Annotated in this window: 1 rRNA gene; it reads right to left on the bottom strand. The window is 52.6% G+C overall.

Annotated elements, in window-relative coordinates:
- Positions 1–47 precede the first annotated feature (47 nt).
- A 23S ribosomal RNA gene (locus tag GM668_RS30300) occupies positions 48–732 on the bottom strand; the annotation flags it as partial.

The following is a 732-nucleotide window of genomic DNA, read 5'->3' as shown; positions in this document are numbered from 1 at the left end:
GTTGGGTAACTCATCATCGAGTAAATGCGTATAACCGGCAAGGTTATAGGGACAAGCCGTACGGGCAATTAGTACTGGTTAGCTTAATGCATTACTGCACTTCCACACCCAGCCTATCAACGTCCTGGTCTCGAACGACCCTTCAAGGAGCTCAAGGCTCCGGGAAATCTCATCTTAAGGCAAGTTTCCCGCTTAGATGCTTTCAGCGGTTATCTCTTCCGAACTTAGCTACCCGGCAATGCCACTGGCGTGACAACCGGTACACCAGAGGTTCGTCCACTCCGGTCCTCTCGTACTAGGAGCAGCCCCCTTCAAATTTCCAACGCCCACGGCAGATAGGGACCAAACTGTCTCACGACGTTTTAAACCCAGCTCACGTACCACTTTAAATGGCGAACAGCCATACCCTTGGGACCGGCTACAGCCCCAGGATGTGATGAGCCGACATCGAGGTGCCAAACTCCCCCGTCGATATGAACTCTTGGGAGGAATCAGCCTGTTATCCCCAGAGTACCTTTTATCCGTTGAGCGATGGCCCTTCCATACAGAACCACCGGATCACTATGTCCTACTTTCGTACCTGCTCGACTTGTCGGTCTCGCAGTTAAGCACGCTTATGCCATTGCACTATTAGCACGATGTCCGACCGTACCTAGCGTACCTTCGAACTCCTCCGTTACACTTTAGGAGGAGACCGCCCCAGTCAAACTGCCTACCATGCACTGTCCCCGA

Source organism: Pseudoduganella ginsengisoli, from assembly GCF_009720865.1.
Classification (GTDB): Bacteria; Pseudomonadota; Gammaproteobacteria; order Burkholderiales; family Burkholderiaceae_D; genus Rugamonas; species Rugamonas ginsengisoli.
The sequence above is the reverse complement of the archived record's forward strand: the minus strand, read 5'-3'. Positions and strand labels throughout refer to the sequence as shown.